Annotated in this window: 14 protein-coding genes and 4 pseudogenes; 4 read left to right on the top strand and 14 right to left on the bottom strand. The window is 52.6% G+C overall.

Annotation, left to right across the window (positions count from 1 at the left end):
* Positions 1–40: 40 nt before the first annotated feature.
* The 5 genes and pseudogenes from BCA33_RS03680 to BCA33_RS03660 form a co-directional block, all read right to left on the bottom strand.
* Positions 41–316: a DUF2160 domain-containing protein gene (locus BCA33_RS03680; protein ID WP_071263537.1), complete on the bottom strand. Its 276-nt coding sequence runs from the start codon at positions 314–316 to the stop codon at positions 41–43.
* Positions 317–327: 11 nt separating this feature from the next.
* Positions 328–1,134, bottom strand: a complete 807-nt coding sequence (locus BCA33_RS03675) for a carbohydrate ABC transporter permease (RefSeq protein WP_071263536.1) — start codon at positions 1,132–1,134, stop codon at positions 328–330.
* Between the two features lie 10 nt (positions 1,135–1,144).
* Positions 1,145–2,011 (bottom strand): carbohydrate ABC transporter permease, encoded by an 867-nt coding sequence (locus BCA33_RS03670; RefSeq protein ID WP_071263534.1) that lies wholly within the window; start codon positions 2,009–2,011, stop codon positions 1,145–1,147.
* Positions 2,011–3,110, bottom strand: a pseudogene (locus BCA33_RS03665) (ABC transporter ATP-binding protein). Before BCA33_RS03665 ends, BCA33_RS03670 begins: the two are co-directional and overlap by 1 nt.
* Positions 3,110–4,204 (bottom strand): ABC transporter ATP-binding protein, encoded by a 1,095-nt coding sequence (locus BCA33_RS03660; protein WP_071263532.1) that lies wholly within the window; start codon positions 4,202–4,204, stop codon positions 3,110–3,112. The pseudogene BCA33_RS03665 and the gene BCA33_RS03660 overlap by 1 nt, the downstream one beginning before the upstream one ends.
* 298 nt (positions 4,205–4,502) lie before the next feature.
* On the opposite strand from BCA33_RS03660, the gene BCA33_RS03655 reads away from it, so the two are divergent.
* Together BCA33_RS03655 and glpD are read left to right on the top strand one after the other, a co-directional pair.
* Positions 4,503–5,261: a DeoR/GlpR family transcriptional regulator gene (locus BCA33_RS03655; protein ID WP_071263531.1), complete on the top strand. Its 759-nt coding sequence runs from the start codon at positions 4,503–4,505 to the stop codon at positions 5,259–5,261.
* Between the two features lie 184 nt (positions 5,262–5,445).
* Positions 5,446–7,037, top strand: a pseudogene (glpD, locus tag BCA33_RS03650) (glycerol-3-phosphate dehydrogenase).
* On the opposite strand, the gene BCA33_RS03645 reads toward glpD, so the two are convergent.
* Positions 6,931–7,524, bottom strand: a complete 594-nt coding sequence (locus tag BCA33_RS03645) for a uracil-DNA glycosylase family protein (protein ID WP_071263529.1) — start codon at positions 7,522–7,524, stop codon at positions 6,931–6,933. The pseudogene glpD and the gene BCA33_RS03645 sit on opposite strands and share 107 nt — an antisense overlap.
* 118 nt (positions 7,525–7,642) lie before the next feature.
* Positions 7,643–9,457, bottom strand: coding sequence for a phosphogluconate dehydratase (gene edd / locus BCA33_RS03640; RefSeq protein WP_071263528.1), 1,815 nt, complete (start codon positions 9,455–9,457; stop codon positions 7,643–7,645).
* Positions 9,458–9,600: 143 nt separating this feature from the next.
* On the opposite strand from edd, the gene pyk reads away from it, so the two are divergent.
* A complete protein-coding gene (pyk, locus tag BCA33_RS03635) occupies positions 9,601–11,049 on the top strand; it encodes a pyruvate kinase (protein ID WP_071263526.1) in 1,449 nt (482 codons plus the stop codon).
* Here pyk and eda read toward each other — a convergent pair.
* The 4 genes and pseudogenes from eda to zwf form a co-directional block, all read right to left on the bottom strand.
* Positions 11,042–11,628: pseudogene (gene eda / locus BCA33_RS03630) on the bottom strand (bifunctional 4-hydroxy-2-oxoglutarate aldolase/2-dehydro-3-deoxy-phosphogluconate aldolase). The gene pyk and the pseudogene eda sit on opposite strands and share 8 nt — an antisense overlap.
* Positions 11,629–11,730: 102 nt before the next feature.
* Positions 11,731–11,964: a 6-phosphogluconolactonase gene (locus BCA33_RS22655; RefSeq protein WP_368087211.1), complete on the bottom strand. Its 234-nt coding sequence runs from the start codon at positions 11,962–11,964 to the stop codon at positions 11,731–11,733.
* Positions 11,954–12,448, bottom strand: coding sequence for a 6-phosphogluconolactonase (gene pgl / locus BCA33_RS03625; RefSeq protein WP_368087210.1), 495 nt, complete (start codon positions 12,446–12,448; stop codon positions 11,954–11,956). Before pgl ends, BCA33_RS22655 begins: the two co-directional genes overlap by 11 nt.
* A complete protein-coding gene (gene zwf, locus BCA33_RS03620) occupies positions 12,435–13,910 on the bottom strand; it encodes a glucose-6-phosphate dehydrogenase (RefSeq protein ID WP_071263524.1) in 1,476 nt (491 codons plus the stop codon). Before zwf ends, pgl begins: the two co-directional genes overlap by 14 nt.
* A gap of 211 nt (positions 13,911–14,121) precedes the next feature.
* Here zwf and hexR point away from each other — a divergent pair, with 211 nt between their 5' ends.
* Positions 14,122–15,003, top strand: a complete 882-nt coding sequence (hexR, locus tag BCA33_RS03615; protein WP_071263522.1) for a transcriptional regulator HexR — start codon at positions 14,122–14,124, stop codon at positions 15,001–15,003.
* 77 nt (positions 15,004–15,080) lie between these two features.
* On the opposite strand, the gene BCA33_RS03610 is transcribed toward hexR, so the two are convergent.
* The 3 genes and pseudogenes from BCA33_RS03610 to lon all read right to left on the bottom strand — a co-directional run bounded on the left by BCA33_RS03610 (position 15,081) and on the right by lon (position 20,024).
* Complete coding sequence (locus tag BCA33_RS03610) at positions 15,081–16,934, bottom strand: SurA N-terminal domain-containing protein (RefSeq protein WP_071263520.1); 1,854 nt, start codon at positions 16,932–16,934, stop codon at positions 15,081–15,083.
* A 162-nt stretch (positions 16,935–17,096) separates the two neighbouring features.
* Entirely contained in the window at positions 17,097–17,369 is a 273-nt protein-coding gene (locus BCA33_RS03605) for an HU family DNA-binding protein (protein ID WP_044386154.1), read from the bottom strand.
* 238 nt (positions 17,370–17,607) lie between these two features.
* Positions 17,608–20,024, bottom strand: a pseudogene (gene lon / locus BCA33_RS03600) (endopeptidase La).
* Positions 20,025–20,093 lie beyond the last annotated feature (69 nt).

Below are 20,093 nucleotides of genomic sequence, written 5' to 3'. Positions count from 1 at the left end.
CTTTTTCAAAGGGCCTGTACAACCGCTCAACCGGCGCCATTCACCCCCAGCGCAAAAGAACCAGAAGCCACGCCACAGACACTGCCAATGCAACCCATAGCGTTATATCGCTGACAGCCAGGAACGTAAGATTTATATATGCCGCCGAAAGTAAACCAATAAATAACCTGTCTCCGCGGGTCGTTTCAATTGGCAGAAACCCTTTGCGCTCCGTGCAGGGAGAGACAATTTCGTAAACGGTCATTACCGCAAGGATCATTGCAATAACGACAAAAAATACTACGACAGTGGGTGTCCAGTTCATCCAGGCAATCATACAAATTCTCCTTATACCCGCCCGAGAGCAAAGCCCTTGGCCACGTGGTTGCGAACAAACCAGATAACCAGCAGTCCGGGAATAATGGTCAGCACCCCAGCAGCCGCCAGCACACCCCAGTCAATACCGCTGGCTCCGATTGTTCGGGTCATGATCGCCCCAATAGGCTGGGCATCCACCGAGGTGAGCGTTCTTGCCAGCAGCAGTTCGACCCAGGAAAACATAAAGGCGAAAAAGGCTGTCACGCCTATACCCGAGCGGATCATTGGCAAAAACACCTTTATAAAGAACCTTGGAAAGCTGTAGCCGTCAATGTAGGCCATCTCATCGTATTCCCGTGGAACGCCTTTCATAAAGCCCTCCAGGATCCATACCGCCAAGGGTACATTGAACAAGCAGTGCGCCAGCGCAACGGCAATGTGGGTGTCGAAAAGACCGATGGATGAATACAGTTGAAAGAACGGCAGCAGGAAAACCGCAGGCGGCGCCATCCGGTTGCTGAGCAGCCAGAAGAACAGGTGTTTGTCGCCCAGAAACTTGTATCGGCTGAACGCATAGGCCGCCGGCAACGCAACCGACAGAGTAATGACCACGTTGATGGAGACATACAACATGGAGTTGAGGTAGCCGTTATACCAACTGGGGTCCGTAAAGATCACTGCGTAGTTATCAAACGTGAAGGTTTGCGGCCACAGCGTAAGACCTCCGAGAATTTCCTGGTTGGTTTTGAAGGACATGTTCAGCAACCAGTAAACCGGTGTCAGAAGCAGCAGGATAAAAAGGGTAATCCCGACATTCTTGGCACGCGTCTGTCTCATCTCACTCTCCTTATTTTTCTTTGTCGGCGTGAGTAATGGCGGTGAAGAACAACCACGAAATAAGCAATACAATCAGGAAGTAGATCAGTGAGAATGCCGCAGCACGCCCCAGGTCGAACTGCCCTATTGCCATGGTGGTCAGTGTCTGGCTCAGAAACGTGGTGGAGCTTCCCGGGCCGCCGCCGGTGAGCACAAACGGCTCGATATAGATCATGAAGCTGTCCATGAATCGCAACAGCACAGCAATAATCAGTACACTTTTCAGACGCGGGAGCTGGATATACCGGAATACTGCCCATTTCGAAGCGCGGTCGATTTCAGCCGCCTGATAAAAGGCCTCGGGAATGGCGCGCAGACCGGAATAGCAGAGCAGAGCAACCAACGGTGTCCAGTGCCAGACATCCATAAGAAGTACTGTCAGCCAGGCATCCAGGGTGTCGCCGGTGTAGTTGTAATCAATACCAAGCTGATTGATACCCCAGCCGAACAAACCGATATCACCGCGGGCAAAAATCTGCCAGATGGTGCCAACGACGTTCCAGGGAATCAGCAACGGAATGGCAATGAGGATAAGGCACAGGGAGCCCTTGACACCGGATTTTGGCATCATCAGGGCCACACCTATACCCAGTGGAATCTGAATCAGCAACACAAAACCGGAGAACACGAACTGCCGGATCAGTGAGTCCTGAAGCCGTTCATCCGCAAGAACTTCTTTGAACCATTCCGTGCCAACATAATAGGCTTGGCCTGGCCCGAAGATATCCTGAACCGAGTAGTTAACCACGGTCATCAGGGGTATTAGCGCCGAAAACGCGACCAGAAGAAATACTGGCAGTACGAGCCACCACGCACGGTTATTGGGGATTTTTTCCATCACTGTTGCTCCTGTACCAGGAATTCATCCACGTACAGCATCAGCCACTGTTTCGGGAATGAAAGGTGTATAGGGCTGTCGATGCTGGCATCAAATTCCTCATTCTGGCGCACCTTCAATTCCTGCTCGCCAAGCTCTACCGTCACGATTTTATAGGTGCCCAGATCTTCTATATCCCGGACGTTTGCCTCATAGGTATCGTCAGACGATATGGGCGAGACCTCGATGAACTCCGGGCGTATGCCGACCTTCAGATTCCCGGATGTCATGCGTTTGAGAATATCGACTTGCCAGCTCTCAAGAGGCAGCACGGTGGAGCCAAAACAGACGCCACCTGAACACCGCTCAACCTCCACAATGTTCATTCCCGGGCTTCCGATAAAGTAACCAACAAACGTATGATTGGGTGCCTCGAAAAGTTCCGTGGGCGTACCGAACTGCACCACTTGGCCGTCGTACATCACGGCAATTTTGTCGGCAAAGGTAGAGGCCTCAAGCTGGTCGTGGGTGACGTACACCATGGTGATATCAAACTGCTCATGGATCTGCTTGAGTTTCCGGCGCAGCTTCCATTTGAGCTGGGGGTCGATAACGGTCAGCGGCTCATCGAACAGAATCGCCGAGACGTCTTCCCGCACCAGACCCCGCCCCATGGACACCTTCTGCTTTTCATCAGCAGTCAGATTCCTGGCCTTTTTGTGAAGCTTGTCTTCAATCTCAAGAACCTCTGCAATCTCCTGCACACGAACCTTGATTCTGGAGGCGGGGACCTTATTGTTCTTGAGCGGAAATGCCAGGTTTTCGTACACCGTCATCGAGTCGTAAATAACCGGGAACTGGAATACCTGTGCGATATTTCTGTCCCGCGGAGAGAGTTCGTTCACCCGCTTGCCATCAAACAACACCTCCCCTTCAGACGGTTGGATCAAACCGGAGATAATATTCAGCATGGTGCTCTTGCCACATCCCGAAGGCCCAAGCAGCGCATAGGCACCGCCTTTGTGCCAGACATGGTCGAGCTGGCGAATGGCATAGTCATCCGGCCCGCTTGGTGTGTCACTGTAACTGTGTGCCAAGCTTTCAATTGAATTTCAGCCATCAGACAGCTCCTCCTGCAACACGGGATGGTGTGTGCACCAGTTGTTCATCGTTATCGAAGACGAACAGTTTGTTGATCGGCAGGTAAACCTTGACCGGCGCACCTGTGTGGTACTGGTGAACGCCCATGAGCTGCATCACCATCTCGAAATGACTGTTCTCAACGTGCATGAAGGTTTCAGAACCACTGATCTCACTCAGCGCGACCTCCATGGAGATCTCGAGATCGTCATCGTTGGCCGGAACCAGCGCAATATGGCTGGGGCGAATGCCGAACCAGTAATCACCAGGCGGCAGCTTTTCCAGTTCCTGGGTCAGTGCGTGGTGAGAATATTCATCAAACGTGACTTCAGTGTCTGTAACGCGGCCGCGGATCATGTTCATCGGCGGCTCACTGAACAATTGAGCTGCCAGGGTATTAACCGGCGCGCGGTAAACGTCCATAACCGGCCCGGTCTGAACCACACCACCCTCATGCAATAGAGTTGTTGTGCCACCCAGTGCCAGAGCTTCGTTCGCCTCTGTGGTTGCATAAACCGCGATACACTGGCGCTCCCGAAACAGATCCCTGAGTTCTGCCCGAAGCTCCTCCCTCAGCTTGTAATCAAGATTCACCAAGGGCTCATCAAAAAGCACCAGGGTGGCATCCTTCACCAGAGCGCGTGCCATAGCTGTGCGCTGCTGCTGGCCTCCGGAAAGCTCAAGTGGATAGCGTTTGAGCAACGACTCAATCCGCAGCATCGAAGCCGTTTCTTTTACTCGTCGATCAATTTCCGATTTCGACATTTTGGCCAGGCGTAGCGGTGAGGCAATGTTTTCGTAGACGGTAAGCGTGGGATAGTTGATGAACTGCTGATAGATCATCGAGATGTTACGGCGCTGCACGTTTTGCCCGGTGACATCCTCGCCTTTATACAACAGACGACCTCGCGACGGTTTGTCGAGGCCGGCCATCAGACGCATCATTGAGGTCTTGCCGGCAAGCGTCCGGCCAAGCAGTACATTGAAAGAGCCAGCCTCAAACGTAAGGTTGGCACCCTGAATGTAATCGACACCGTCAACAGAGCGGGAGAGGTTCTCCAGCGTTAAGGACATAAGCATTCCTTGTTGTTCTTGTGGAAACGCATCCGGATCAAAGCTCACACCCGAACTTTCTATTTCGAACTTATAAACGAAAAGCTTATACCAGATTTCTGAAAATTATAGGTACAAACGCCATAGAAACCGCTATTGCGCTATTAGAAGTTTCATAAACAACACTCGCCAGCAAACAGGCAACCTACTCAAAAGACTGCATAAAACGCCGAAAAAGACTAAACTTATTTTTCGCAGAGTTTTAAAACGCTCATTTTTTCGAATAAAAACAACGGCACCCAAAAAGGAGGGCTACTCAATGGCACAGCGTCGTCGACAGGATCTCATCATGGAACTGATCCAACAAAACGGTTTTGTGACGACCGAGCAGCTTGTAGACCAATTCAAGGTAACGCCCCAGACTATTCGCAGGGATCTGAATGAGCTCGCAAAGGAGAAGAAACTCCGGCGGCATCACGGCGGTGCCGGGATTGACTCGAGCACAGTGAACACGGCCTACCAGGCCAGAAAAATCATGGACCTTGAAGCCAAAGAGCGCATCGCTGAAGCCATGGTTGAACTGATTCCAGATAACTCGTCCCTGTTCATCAACATCGGAACAACCACCGAAACTATCGCCAAAGCTCTGCTTGAAAAAAACAATTTGCAAATCGTGACCAACAACCTTCACGTTGCCTCCATCCTCTCCGCAAAAGAAGACTTTCACGTGATTATTGCCGGCGGAGAAGTGCGACACCGCGATGGCGGCATTGTCGGCGAAGCCACTCGCGACTTTATCAATCAGTTCAAGATGGACTTTGGCATCATCGGCATCAGCGGCATCCACAACGACGGCTCATTACTGGACTTTGATTACCGGGAAGTCCGCGTAGCACAGGCCATCATTGCTAATTCAAATCAGGTATTCCTCGCTGCCGACCACTCCAAATTCGGCCGCAACGCAATGGTCAGGCTGGGCAACATTACCCAGGCAGACCACGTGTTCACTGACCAGCAACCACCAACAGAAATCTCCCATCTCCTGAACGAACACGACATCAAGCTTCACCTCGTTTAACTGTTCCAACAAACCAACGAATACTCTAGCTCTTCCGTTTCACCCTTTGATTTTCGTTTTTTTTCCATTCTTTCCTTTACGAATATCTTCACCTTTCGCATACTGTTTAGTGAATTCGTTCGAACGTAGAAACGTTCACATAACACAAAGCGTCTTTTCCCATGGCATCAGGAGATGACCAACAATGACTATGCAGCAAGAACAGTATGACGTTGTCGTTGTTGGCGGCGGTGTCAATGGAACCGGGATAGCGATGGACGCAGCCGGACGCGGCCTTAAGGTGTTGCTCTGTGAAATGAACGACCTGGCATCAGCAACCTCATCGAGCAGCAGCAAACTTATTCACGGCGGGCTACGCTACCTCGAACATTATGAGTTCCGACTTGTTCAGAAAGCACTTGCTGAACGTGAGTCCCTTTTAAAAAACTCACCACATATAATGTGGCCAATGCGTTTTCGCCTCCCTCATCGCCCCCACTTACGTCCGGCCTGGATGATACGGACAGGCCTGTTCCTTTATGACCATTTGGCCAAACGCGAGATGCTTCCTGGCTCCAAATCCATCCGTTTCGATGAATCCGGCCCATTAAAACCAGATATCATCAAAGGTTTTGAGTACTCCGACGGCTGGGTAGATGACGCCAGACTGGTCGTGCTAACCGCCAGGAAAGCGCAACAATTCGGCGCAAAAATCTTAACCAGGACCAAATGCGTCAACGCTGAGCGCGGGGATAAAAATTGGAAAATCACGCTTCGTGACATGGTGAGCAACGTCGAGGAAACCGTCTCGGGCAAGGTTATTGTTAATGCTTCTGGCCCATGGGTGAGCAAGCTGTTTAGTGAGACTCTCTCCATGCCAGCGCCCAAAATGATTCGAATGGTCAAGGGCAGCCACATTGTTGTGCCCCGGCTAAACCAGGAAGAAGAAGCTTATATTTTGCAGAACGAAGACGAGCGCATTGTGTTTGTGATCCCCTACGAGGATCAATTTTCTCTGGTAGGCACAACAGATGTTGAGTACGAAGCGACCCCAGGAAAGCCAAGATTTCACCAGAAGAAACGGATTACCTGTTGGATATTGTGAATGCACACTTTGTTCGGCAGCTGAAGCCATCCGATGTAGTTTGGTCCTATTCCGGTGTCAGGCCGCTTATGGACGGTGAAGAGGAGAATGCACAAAAAGCATCCCGCGACTACTCTTTTGAAGTCAACCAGGAGAAAGGTAAGGCGCCTCTGATTTCAGTGTTTGGCGGCAAAATCACCACCTACCGGAAGCTTGCTGAGGCAGCAACCAACAAGCTCTGTCACTTTTTTCCGGAAGCCAGTGGCCACTGGACAAAAACAGCGATTTTGCCCGGCGGCGATTTCGACAACCAAGACAACCTTGCAGCAGCACTCAAGCAAGACTTCCCCTGGCTACCCGAGGCTGTCCTTAGCCGCTATGTGCGAACGTATGGCACAACTTCCCGCGATATTCTGCATGACTGCACCTCTGTAACTGATCTGGGCGAGCTTTTCGCAGGCACCCTGTACGAGAAGGAGGTTCAACATCTTGTGAAAAACGAGTGGGCAATGACGTCGGAGGATATCCTGTGGCGCCGAACCAAACAGGGGCTCTATGCATCTGCCAGCAATGTTGAGGCGCTTAATTCTTACCTTGAGAAAGACATCATAGAAGCGAGGAAACCCGCTCCTGAAGCTGCAGAATCACCTCTTCCTCAAACCAGGGATTCCGGCGCAGCCACAGATTGTTGCGCGGGCTCGGGTGAGGCATAGGCAGTACGTCTGGCCAGTATTTACGCCAGTTTTGGACGTTTTCAGTTACGGATTTTTTAGCATCTGGAAGATGCCAGGCATGGGCGTACTGGCCTATAACCAGAGTCAGCCCAATATTGGATAACCGCTCCAATAACGCGTTACGCCACGCAGGGGCGCATTCAGGCCGGGGCGGTAAATCACCGGACTTTCCTGTGCCGGGATAGCAGAACCCCATGGGAAGAATAGCCAGCTTGCGGTCATCGTAAAAGCTCTCCCGCGTTATGCCCATCCATTGTCGAAGGCGGTCGCCACTGGGGTCGTTAAACGGTAACCCGGTTTCATGCACACGCCTCCCCGGGGCCTGACCCACCACCAAAATACGGGACTCCTGTGACAGCTGCACAACCGGCCGCGGCCCATATGGTAGAGTCTCTGCACAGATCGTGCAGGCACGTACCTGGCAAACCAGTTCATCAAAAGGCAGCTGTGCAAGGGTATCCTTCATTGGTTCAGTATCATCCGGGGGATTGCGTAAAAAGCGCTTTGCCGTAACCATATAGCTCAAAATACAATGCGGCAAGCCAGCACTGAACTCTCGTGCCGCAGCATAAACCAGAGAGGAGCTACTGATCCCAAAAAATACTCGCGCCCTCTTCCGGCGTGCTTACCGCACGCCGCATCCAGCCAAACAGCTCTCTGCCATACCCCTGACGATAACCAGATAGGTCTGGTCTGGCCGGCTCGCGCTTTGCAAATTCAGCCTCATCCATAACAATCGATAAAGCGCCCTTATCGGCATCCAGGCAGATCAGGTCGCCATTCTGAACCCTTGCAAGAGGCCCATTGTCGAGGGCCTCCGGGTATACGTGAATCGCTGCCGGAACCTTACCCGAGGCGCCAGACATACGGCCATCGGTCACCAGTCCAACCTTGTACCCCCGGTCCTGCAACACGCCAAGATACGGCGTCAGCTTGTGCAACTCCGGCATTCCATTCGATCTGGGCCCCTGAAAGCGCACAATAACAACACAGTCTTTATCCAGTTCACCGGCATCAAACGCCACTTTCAAATCGTTTTGGTCATTAAATACAACGGCAGGTGCTTCAATTGTGTGGTGTTCTGGCGCAACCGCAGACACCTTGATAACGCATCGCCCCAAATTGCCATCCAGTACCTTAAGCCCGCCGTCGGGGGCAAAAGGTTCGGCGGCGCTGCTTAGTACATCTGGGCCCAAACTTTTCCCGGGCGCTGGCTGCCAAATCAGCTTGCCAGACGCCAGTGTTGGCATTTGCGTGTATCGCTCAAGGCCATGCCCGACGACGGTATCCACATCACCGTGCAGATAACCGCCCGCAAGCAATTCACGAATCAGAAATGGCGTGCCGCCGGCCTCGTGAAATGCATTTATGTCTTCATCACCATTAGGGTAGATGCGAGTCATCGATGGCACAACCGATGAGAGCTCAGCGTAATCGTCCCAGTCGATCACAATGCCCGCAGCACGGGCTATCGCAACCCAATGCATCGTGTGATTTGTGGAACCGCCGGTTACCAGAAGGGCCACCAGCGCGTTGACGATACTTTTCTCATTAACCATGTCCCCAAGGCCAAGCTCACCGCCTTGGGGCCTGGATAACCGAATAACCTGTTCAGTCGCTGCACGGGTCAGCTTATCCCTCAATGGCGTGTTCGGATTAACGAACGCTGAGCCCGGCAAATGCAGCCCCATAACTTCAACCAGTAGCTGGTTGCTGTTGGCTGTGCCATAGAAGGTGCAAGTACCCGGGCCGTGATAGGACTTGCTCTCTGCTTCCAGCAGTTCGTCTTTTCCAATTTTCCCCTCGGCATACAACTGCCGGATACGCTGTTTTTCTTTATTTGGCAGGCCAGATGGCATAGGGCCTGCGGGAACCAGAATGGTGGGCAGATACCCAAAACTGAGCGCGCCGATCAACAGCCCCGGAACAATCTTGTCGCAGATACCCAATAACAATGTAGCGTCGAACATGTTGTGGCTCAGAGCCACTGCCGTGCTCATGGCAATGGTGTCCCGTGAAAACAGACTGAGCTCCATGCCCGGCTGGCCTTGGGTAACCCCATCACACATGGCGGGCGTACCACCGGCAAACTGGGCCACCGAGCCCATGCCCTGAGCCGCCTTGCGAATAATGTCGGGAAAGGCTGCATAAGGCTGATGGGCCGAGAGCATGTCGTTGTAGGCGGAAACCATTGCAACATTCGCTTTGTTCATCAACTTCAGCGTGTCTTTGTCTTCCTGATGACAGGCAGCAAAACCATGGGCAAGATTACCGCAGGAGAGCGCACTCCGGTGCGGAGAACGCTCTTTCAGCTCGCTCATTCGTGCCAGATAATTCTGCCGGGGCTCACCGCTACGCTCAATTATTCTTCGGGTTACCTTGTCTACGACTGCATGCATGCTTGGCTCCGTTGCACAACGTATATTTCATCGCTCATAGACGTAATTTTACGTTCTTATTTTGGTATAATCACTCTATCGTCATTATTTAGTCATAATTTATTGATATATTTACTACCTATTCGCTCTTAAAGGAAACAAACATGCTCAGGCGTACCAAGATTGTCGCCACCCTCGGCCCAGCTACAGATTCTCCTGAATCCCTGGCGGCTATTATAGCTGCCGGCGTTGATGTTACCCGTCTCAACTTTTCCCACGGCAGCGCTGAAGAGCACATAGAACGCGCACGCTGCGTGCGCCAGACAGCCGCAGCCCAGGGGCGTTTCGTTGCTCTGCTTGCAGATCTTCAGGGCCCCAAACTTCGTATAGCTCGCTTTACCGAAAACAAAGTCATTCTGAAAGCAGGACAGACCTTTGTTCTCGACGCCTCAATGGACAAAGAAGCCGGCACGGAAGAGCGTGTAGGCATCGACTATGAACAGCTGATTGATGATGTAAAAACGGGCGACATTCTGGTGCTGGACGATGGCCGCATTGAGATGAAGGTGCAATCTGTTGGCGATCACAGCATCACATCGTTGGTTCTGATTGGCGGACCACTGTCGAACAACAAGGGGCTGAACAAGCGTGGTGGCGGTCTGTCTGCCGACGCACTTACCGAGAAAGACAAACAGGATGTCGTGACAGCCGCCCGCATGGGCGCCGACTATGTTGCTGTCTCTTTTGTACGTACTGCCGAGGACATGCACACCGCTCGCCGGCTACTCAAGGAAGCCGGCTCAGATGCAGGCCTGGTTGCGAAAATTGAGCGGGCAGAGCTGGCGCATAACATGGATGCGCTGGATTCTGTGATTGAAGCCTCCGATGCGGTCATGGTCGCCCGCGGTGATCTCGCCGTCGAAATAGGCGACGCTGAGCTGGTAGGTGTGCAAAAACACATTATTTCACGTGCCCGGGTACTCAATCGCGCGGTGATTACCGCAACCCAAATGATGGAATCCATGATTACCAACCCCATGCCTACCCGCGCTGAGGTATCGGATGTAGCAAACGCCGTTATGGATTACACAGACGCCGTCATGCTATCCGCCGAAACAGCCGTCGGCGATTACCCGACAGAAGCTGTGGAAGCGATGGATCGTATTTGCATGGGCGCAGAAAAACAGCCTTCAATGCACCAGTCGAAGCACCGCATTCACGAGAGCATGGAGCAAGTAGATGAGGCGATTGCGCTTTCCGCCATGTATGCAGCCAATCACCTTAATGGAGTGTCGGCTATCATATGCATGACCGAGACTGGCGCCACACCCAGGTTGATGTCTCGTATCAAGTCCAGCCTGCCAATCTTTGCGTTTTCCCGACACCACTCCACACAGCATCGGGTTGTGATGTATCGCGGGGTTCAGACCATTCCGTTTGATTCCGAAGAAATCCCAAATGAACTGACTAATGCTCGCGCGGTTTCCGAGCTTCTGGATCGAAACGAGGTCAGCGTGGGGGATCTGGTTGTCATCACCAAGGGTGATTACATCAACGCCCAAGGTGGAACCAACTCAATGAAGATCGTTAGGGTTGGCTCAGATATTAGCTGATATCTGAGAGGCTTCCGCGGGCAATCTCGGTGATCTGCGCCCAATCTTTTTGCGCAACAACCTCTTCGGGAGTCAGCCAGCTGCCCCCTACTGTTTGCACATTGGTCAAGGCCAGGTACTCCCTGGCCGTTTCGCGACGAATGCCACCGGTTGGGCAAAACGTTGCATCGGGAAACGGACCGCCCAAGGCTTTGAGGCAGGGGCTCCTCCCGCCACCTCAGCTGGAAAAAACTTGAATTCACGATAGCCGAGGCCATACCCCAACAGCAATTCAGAGGCTGTTGAGACACCTGGTAAAAGCGGCGCTTCGGAGGTCAACGAAAACTCCAGAATCGCTTCCGTGACGCCCGGGGTAACGATGAACTGAGCACCGGCAGTTTCTGCTTGGCGGTATTGGGCCAGGCTGGTCACGGTTCCGGCGCCGACCCAGGCTTTCGGGAGGGCTTCTCGCACGGCCTGTATCGCATTAAGCCCATGCTCCGTGCGTAAGGTGATCTCCATTACTCGAACCCCACCGTCAAAGAGCGCCTGACACAGCGGTATCGCATCGTCGGGGTGCTTAATGGTGATAACAGGCATCAGCAGTGACGCGCTCAATACTGACCTGATGCGTTCACGGTGAAAGCCGGATAGTTGGGTCATGATTTACTCCACTCAGGGTTTGAATAAACTCAGAAGAGCTCAAGGGCTCCAGAAAACCTGCAGACCAGGCTTCAGGAAACCCCGCACAGGCATCGCAAGTAGGTCCTTGGGCTGACCCAGAGCCAACTTCAGTGTTTCCAGTTTATCCCTCCCCTTTAGGTGCAACGCAGTGAGACGGGCTTCGCGCATTAACGCATAGGTCAGCGTAATTCGTTGCTGCGCCTGTGATGGCGGTGTCATGGCAGCGACAATTTCCCGGCTGTCAGGATCCATGGCGAGAGCAACTCGGGGCATCCGGGAAAAGGGATGCGGTATGACCGTCATTACCCATTCCCAGAACCAGAACATCCAACGGGCGAATCAGCTCCGTCAGTGCCAACTTAGCCGCACCCAAACCTTCTTCGGGCGAATCACCTGCTTGCTTGAGAGAAAAAAACTGCGCAGCGGCTGCGCCATTCTGCAGTAGGTGCTCTTTTACAAGCCTGGTATTGCTGGCGCCATCGGCTTCTTCTACCCAGCGTTCGTCCACCAGTAAAATATCCACCCTGCCCCAGTCCAGCTCCTTACGCGACAAGGCCTGGAAAAATGGCACAGGCGTTGAACCACCCGAAACCGCAAGGCTCGCACGCCGTGCACTATAAAGGCGCCCCCTCAGGAACTCCGCAACTGTGTCAGCAAGCTCCCGCGCCACCGGTTGAGGTGACCCGCCAAAATGCGCTTCTATTCCAATGGGCATATCCACTTCAGGCGTCCTCATACCAACTCCTTCCATCACGGGTAATCATTGCAATGGATGCAACCGGACCCCAAGTGCCGGCAGCGTATCGTTTGGGGGAATGACCGCCATCACTCCAGTTCTGGATAACCCGGTCGACCCAGCGCCAGGCATGTTCCACTTCGTCCCGACGCACAAACAGGTACTGGTTACCTTTCATAATCTCCCACAGAAGGCGTTCATAAGCATCGGGTATTCTCTCGGCTTCAAACGCTTCCGAAAAGGTAAGTTCCAGAGGCCCCTGGCGCAGCCGCATACCTTTGTGCAACCCCTGATCCTTGGTAAGTATTTTAAGTGACATACCTTCATCAGGCTGCAGCCTGATGATCAGTTTGTTGTTCGCCAGATGCTTCTGGTCCTGATCAAAAATGTAGTGAGGAGCCGGCTTGAAATGAATAATTATCTGGGACAGCTTTTCCGGAAGACGCTTTCCCGTGCGAATATAAAAGGGCACTCCAGACCAGCGCCAGTTGTCGATTTCCACTTTTAGCGCTACAAACGTTTCTGTTTCGCTGCTCTTGTTCGCTCCCTCTTCATCCAGATACCCAGGTACCGGATTCCCCGTGCTGGTACCTGCGGTGTACTGGCCGCGAACCACGTGGCTCTCCATCATATCCGGAGTGATTGTGCGTAGCGCTTTGAGCACTTTCACCTTCTCATCACGGATACTATCCGCAGACAAATCCGAGGGCGGATCCATGGCAATCAGACATAACAGCTGAAGCATATGATTCTGAATCATATCCCGGATTTGCCCGGCCTTATCAAAATAGCCCCAGCGCCCCTCAATACCCACACTCTCCGCAACGGTTATTTCAACGTGAGAGATGTGGTTCTGATCCCACTGGGAAGCGAACAGGTTATTGGCGAAGCGCAAAGCAATAAGGTTTTGAACGGTTTCCTTACCCAAGTAGTGATCAATCCGGAATAGCTGGTTTTCTCTATAAACCTCGCCAAGCTCATCATTGATCACGCGGGACGACTCCAAATCGTGACCGATGGGTTTCTCAACAACCACCCGGGTCTTCTCAGTACAACAGCTGGCAGAGCTTAGGTTGCGGGCAATAATGCCGTACATTGAAGGCGGGCAAGCCATATAAACGATGAGCTCATTGTTCGGCTCGTCTCGCCAGTCGTTGAGCACCCCAAATCCGTCGCTGTCGTGAAAATCCAGCATCTGATACTCAACTCGCTGCAAGAAGGCTTCGGCTACAGACCGGTCAAACTCTTCGGGCTTCACGTACTGCTCCAGGCTCTCCAACAACTGTTTGCAAACAGCTACCGTGTCCAGATCCCGCCGGGCAAGCGCAAGCACTCTGCTGCCATCGGCTAGCAGCCCTGCCCTCTCTAATTGGTAAAAAGCGGGGAACAGCTTCCGTTGAGCCAGATCACCCAGAGCCCCAAACAGCATGATGTCGCAACGGTTAGTGATCCTTTTAACCATTCAATGCGCCCCTTCTGTGATTCAGGCAATTAAACTGCCTATTCTTGGTGTGAAATGTAGTAATTTTATTTAAATAATGACACCACGCGGGGATTTATCCAAGGGAAACACCGGAGCATTGATACGTTTACTACCCAAAACCAGGTAAAATCCCGGTATAATTAGCCCATATTCAATAATGATGACATCCAGAATTCAGGGAGTAGTTTTGATGGCCGAAAACCGGGCACATCGTGATGACAATTTGCTGGAGGATATCCAGTCTCGGCTGGAAACTCTGAACAAATCAGAACGCAAAGTGGCAGAGGCTATCCTGCGCGACCCAAGCGCGGCAACTCGTTACAGCATTGCAGCTCTGGCCCGAGCTTCGAATGTCAGTGAGCCTACCGTCAACCGATTTTGTCGGGGTTTCTCGGCCACAGGCTTCCCAGATTTCAAAATCCGCCTTGCACAGAGCATCGCCACCGGCACGCCCTACATTGGCCAGAACATTGAACCCGGCGACACAGTCTCAGAGTTCGCTGACAAGATCATGCTGAGCACCATGTCCAACCTCGACAAGGCTCGGCAGGCGCTGGACCCTCAAGCTTTAGCAACAGCTATCGACTACCTGATTCAGGCCAAGCAGATTAATTTCTTTGGCATGGGCGGATCCGCGTCTGTAGCGCTGGACGCCCAGCACAAGTTTTTCCGCTTTAACATCCCTGTCATGTCCTATGACGACGCTCTGATGCAACGAATGGTCGCTGCCGGCGCGAGCGTTGGGGATGTCATCGTGCTGATCTCTTACACCGGCCGCACCAGAGAAACTGTGGATATTGCCCGTATTGCACGGGATAACGGCGCGACCGTTATCGGCATCACATCACCAAACTCTCCACTTTCTGAAGTCTGTACTACATCGTTGGAGGTCACGGCCCCGGAAGATATCGAGGTCTATATGCCCATGTCTTCCAGAATCATCCACCTGACAATTATCGACATCTTGGCCACGGGCGTTACGCTCAAGCGCGGCGCAGACTTTCTGGGACATCTCAAGAAAATCAAAGACAGCTTGATGCCTACCCGCTTTCCATCGACGCCTGATGACTGAGCGCCATCTTTTGCGATAGCCAATAAAAAACCCGGGCAACAAATTAAGCTGCTCGGGTTTTTTATTTTAGCGCGGCCTTATGGCCTTGATACTTCGGCGCTGTTTCTCAAGAACTGCTGATAGGCTGCGTATTCACGCTGGCCTTCAAGTGAAGCCAGGAAAGTGCGCAACTGATTCAGGTCACCGCTGCCCTCTTCTGTACTGCCTTCATTTACCGCATCCAAGGCAATCACGACAACACCGTTCTGTGTCATAGCGGTACCGTAACTCGGCTCACCGTCAACGGAGCGGGCCAAAGAGAACGCAGCTTGAACAACCCGCGGGTCGGCACCCTGAGTATTTCGTGCTTGATCTTCATGCTGTTCCCATTCGCCGACACCCAGAGCCTCCAGCGTCTCGCCTTTCTCAAGGTCAGCAATGATGGCGTCAGCACGATCGCCAAGCAGCTCACGGTTCTTGCGAGACTCAAGGGTACGGCGAATATCATCGCGTACATCCTCTAAAGCAAGCTGCTGTGCTTTACGATATTCGCCAACACGGGTAACAACGGAGACGCTATCGCCCACGTCGATCAGTTCGGTGTTATACCCACCTTCAAGAACATCGTCCGAGAATAGCTGGCGCACCAGTCCTGCGTGGTCAAAAGGCGCCTGACCACCATTTTTGGTAACACCTTTGGCTTCGCGGATTTCCAGACCCAGCTCTTTAGCTGGACCGGCAAGATCATCTGCGGCATAAGCTGAGTCAGCGAGTTCGGAGCGCACTTTTGCATATTCTTCCTGGGCAAGCTCGCGAGCAAGCTCGGAGCGAAGCTGCTGCTCAAGCTCTGCCAGCGGCGGAACTTCTGAACGGCGAATGTCGTCCAAACGAATCAGGTGCACACCAAAACTGGTCCTCACAGGGCCTGATACCTTGTCCTCTTCCAAGGCAAACAGCGCGTTTTCAAAGGCCTCGTCATAGACGCCACGACCTGCATAACCAAGATCACCGCCCTCCTTCGCAGAGACGGTATCAACGGACATCTCTTTAGCCAGATCTTCAAAGTTTTCTCCGGCATCCAGGCGCTTCTTTATGGAGGCTATCGTCTGCTCGGCGTCGGCACCGTCTTCAATCAGAATATGGGACGCACGACGCTCCTCACGGGCCAGATCACCAGCGCGCTGCTCGTAGTAGGCTTTAAGGTCCTCTTGACTGATCTCGATCTTCTCTGCCAGCGCACCCAACGATAAAGTTATGTAAGTCGCATCGACTTGCTCGGGTTGGCTGAACGCTTCGCCGTTTTCGTTATAGAAAGCTTCGATGTCTGCGTCGGTAACTTCAACCTCATCAGACACCGCACTTGCGGGAATCTGAACTGAACGGAAGTTACGGGTTTGGTTCTGAATTCGCAGGAGTTGTGCTGCATTCTCATCAGCTACAAGACCGCTTTGCATAACGCCACCACGGATCTGATTGACGACATACTGTTTGCGCATGGCTTCACGAAATTCACCTACACCCATACCCAGGTTGCGAACTGAGGCCACAAAGCGATCACGGCTAAATTGCCCATCAACCTGAAATTGCGGCATCTGGGTGATCAACGCATCAATATCTGCATCATTGAGCGCGAGGCCCTGAGCGCTGGCGTCTTGAATGAGCACCTGTTCCTGAATCAGCGAATCGAGTACATCTTTGCGGACCTGATCCTCGTTCAGCATGGCCGGATCGGGGCGCTCCATTTCGGAAAGACGACGCTGGCTTTCCATTTGGACAACCCGCAGGAATTCCCGCTCTGTAATGTCCTCGCCGTTAACGGTTGCCACTTCCGGCTCGCCGGAGAAGCCACCAACAATGGCATCCATTCCCCAGATGGAGAGGGACACCACCAACAGACCGATAATGATCTTGGCAATCGTCCCCTGGGAATTTTCCCGTATATCTTGAAGCATGTTTCTCCCGAACCCTGTTCAAGGTCGTGCAGTTTGATCATTTGGCGGCGGTATCAGAGCCTGCTGCCGGTGCACTCAACGTAAAAAGGCGCACCCTGTAGGAATGCGCCTTGAATTCTTCTTGGCGACTCCTTTTGACAGGAGCCGCCGGAGAAAGAACCGTTACTTAACGGCGTCTTTCAGGGCCTTACCTGCTTTAAACCCAGGTACTTTGGAGGCCGCAATCTTGATCTCGGCACCGGTTTGTGGGTTACGACCTGTGCGCGCAGCACGATCTTTCACGGAGAAAGTACCAAAACCAATCAGAGTAACCTGATCGCCTTTTTTGAGGGCACCGGTGATAGAGTTGGTCATTGCGTCCAGAGCACGGCCAGCGGCGGCTTTGGAAATATCTGCTGATTCTGCAATTGCATCGATTAGTTCGGACTTGTTCACACTAAACCCCTTCGCTTTCAGGTTGAAGATGTTCTAGGTCGGATTGTTTTTTCTCGGACGTTCTCGACTATCGCATATGCGGTCTGAGAATTCCATTCTTCGGTTTTCTTATTCCTTTCGGCGTTCAACCGGTGTTTGGAATAGGCACTTATTGCGCGGGAGCCCTTGGTATTGGCTGCTTCGCGGCGAAACAGTTATACCAATGGGCTCTCCGGCATGTCAACAACTCATCCAAGCTTTAATGTGTATTTATGCGTTCTGCACTGTCACCGTCGTCGTCACGGGACTTGCCAGACCCTGTTTCAGTAGATGAACTTGCTGTGTTTGGCTCGGGCGCATAAGCCAACGCAATATCCAGAACTTCATCAATCCACTTCACTGGGAGAATCTCCAGTGACGCTTTTATATTATCCGGTATCTCTTTGAGATCCCTAGTGTTTTCATCTGGAATGATGATGGTTTTTATACCCCCTCGGTGAGCTGCAAGAAGCTTCTCCTTGAGGCCGCCAATAGCCAACACACGGCCACGGAGGGTAATCTCACCGGTCATCGCGACGTCGGCACGTACCGGAATTTTGGTCAGTGCAGAAACGAGCGCTGTGCACATGCCAATACCGGCACTGGGGCCATCTTTTGGGGTCGCACCTTCGGGTACGTGCACGTGTAGATCGTGTTTTTCATGAAAATCATCGGAAATACCCAACCCTGGAGCTCGGCTTCTTACCACGGTAAGCGCAGTCTGGATCGACTCCTGCATGACGTCGCCCAAAGACCCGGTTTTTACAACCCTGCCCTTGCCGGGCGTTAACGCACACTCAATAGTTAGCAGTTCGCCGCCCACCTGAGTCCATGCCAAACCGGTTACCTGGCCAACCTGGTTGGTTTCCTCCGCGAGCCCAAAGCTGACCTTACGCACGCCTGAGTAATGCTCAAGCATGTCTGACTTAAGAGTTACGGTGGCCTTATCACCTGCTTCTACATGCTCGCGAACAACCTTTCTGCATATCTTGGCAATTTCTCGCTCCAGGCCACGAACACCGGCCTCGCGAGTGTAATAACGAACCAGATCGCGCAAGGTCTCTTCTGGCAGTGTCAGCTCATCCTTACGCAGGCCGTTCGCCTTGATCTGCTTGGGTAGCAAGTATCGAAGCGCAATATTGACCTTCTCGTCTTCCGTGTACCCCGGAATCCGGATAATTTCCATTCGGTCCAATAGCGCGGGCGGAATATCCATAGAGTTGGATGTACACACGAACATCACATCGGAGAGATCGTAATCCACTTCCAGATAATGATCGTTGAACGTGTGATTCTGCTCGGGATCCAGCACTTCCAGCAAGGCCGATGCCGGGTCGCCACGGTGATCCATACCCATCTTGTCGATCTCATCAAACAAGAACAGCGGGTTTTTCACCGCCACTTTGGATAGTTTCTGCAGCAACTTGCCGGGCAGCGCGCCAATATAGGTTTTACGGTGGCCACGAATCTCAGCCTCATCGCGCACACCGCCAAGGGCCATACGGGTGTACTTGCGGTTTGTAGCCCGGGCAATAGATTGGCCCAAGGATGTCTTACCAACACCAGGAGGCCCCACCAGACACAACACAGGTCCCTTAACCTTTTTTACACGGCTTTGCACCGCAAGGTATTCGAGAATGCGCTTCTTAACCTCGTCCAGGCCGTAATGATCCTGATCAAGAATCTCCCGGGCCTTTTCAATGTCGTGACGCACACGGCTGCGCTTTTTCCAGGGTACGGCCAGCATCCAGTCGATATAACCACGAACAACCGTGGCTTCGGCAGACATAGGCGACATCATCTTGAGTTTGTTTAGCTCTGTTTCGGTTTTCTTGCGAGCTTCTTCCGGCAGGCCGGCTTCCTCAAGCTTTTGCTCCAGCTCTTCAAAATCGTTATTGCCTTCGCCCAGGTTACCCATTTCTTTCTGGATAGCCTTCATCTGTTCGTTCAGGTAATACTCACGCTGGCTGCGTTCCATCTGCTTCTTGACGCGACCACGGATGCGCTTCTCAACCTCAATCAGTCAATCTCGCCATCCAGTTTACCTAGCAGCAACTCTACGCGCTTACTCAGGTCCAGCGCCTCAAGAAGCTCCTGCTTTTCCGGAATATTCATTTCGAGATGAGCGGCCATGGTATCTGCAAGGCGCTCCAACTCTTCGATCCCGGTGAGCGCACTGGAGACTTCCGACGGCACCTTTCTGGACAGCTTCACATACTTTTCAAACTCTTCCGTCAGGGTTTGCAGGAGCACTTTTTCTTCGCGCTCCGGCAGGCTTTCCTCGTCCATCAGCGTTGCGCCACCGGACAAGTACTCAGCCTCCGTAATGTTACTTATCGCAGCTCGGGCGTTACCCTCGACCAACACTTTTACCGTGCCATCCGGGAGGCGGAGCATCTGCAGTACGGTGGCCAATGTGCCCATATCAAACACATCATCCGGGCCTGGCTCATCTGTGGAGGCGTCTCGCTGGGCTACCAGCAGGATTTCCTTGCTTCCTTCCATCGCAGCTTCCAAAGCCTGGATGGATTTTTCGCGGCCCACAAACAAGGGGACCACCATGTGCGGAAACACCACTACGTCGCGGAGAGGAAGTAGCGGGTATTCTTGCACGATATCTTCGGGTATCCGGGTCATAAGGAATCCTCTGACGGTGTTTCATTCAGCATACCACCCTACATTGGGGCGACTGTTTAAATTGCAATC

It is taken from the genome of Marinobacter sp. AC-23, from assembly GCF_001858325.1.
Lineage (GTDB): Bacteria > Pseudomonadota > Gammaproteobacteria > Pseudomonadales > Oleiphilaceae > Marinobacter.
This window is presented reverse-complemented; position numbering and strand designations above follow the sequence as displayed.